Source organism: Ciceribacter ferrooxidans, from assembly GCF_004137355.1.
GTDB classification, from domain to species: Bacteria; Pseudomonadota; Alphaproteobacteria; order Rhizobiales; family Rhizobiaceae; genus Allorhizobium; species Allorhizobium ferrooxidans.
Genome location: NZ_SDVB01000312.1, coordinates 1 through 276, shown reverse-complemented (window position 1 = coordinate 276; position 276 = coordinate 1). Strand labels below are relative to the sequence as shown.

General features: G+C 53.3%; 1 protein-coding gene. It reads left to right on the top strand.

Annotation, left to right across the window (positions count from 1 at the left end):
- Window positions 1–34 precede the first annotated feature (34 nt).
- Window positions 35–276, top strand: a 242-nt coding sequence (locus EUU22_RS22165; RefSeq protein WP_165351260.1) for a hypothetical protein, incomplete at its 3' end; no start/stop codon positions are given.

The window sequence follows — 276 nt, the reverse complement described above, 5'->3', positions numbered from 1 at the left end:
GATGCCATGGAGGCTCTGAATGGGAAATCTATAGATGGACGTCAAATTCGTGTTGACCAGGCAGGCAAGTCTTCAGGTGAAAGGAGAGGAGGCAGAGGTGGATCTGGCGGCAGAGGAGGCTATTTCCGCGGCAGCGGCAGCAGAGGTGGTGACAGGGGATATGGTGGCAGCAGCCGTTTTGACAGAAGTGGTGGTTACAGTAGCAGAGGTGGCTCACGAGATTATTACAGCAGTAGCAGAAGTCAAGGTGGCTCACGAGATTATTACAGCAGTAGC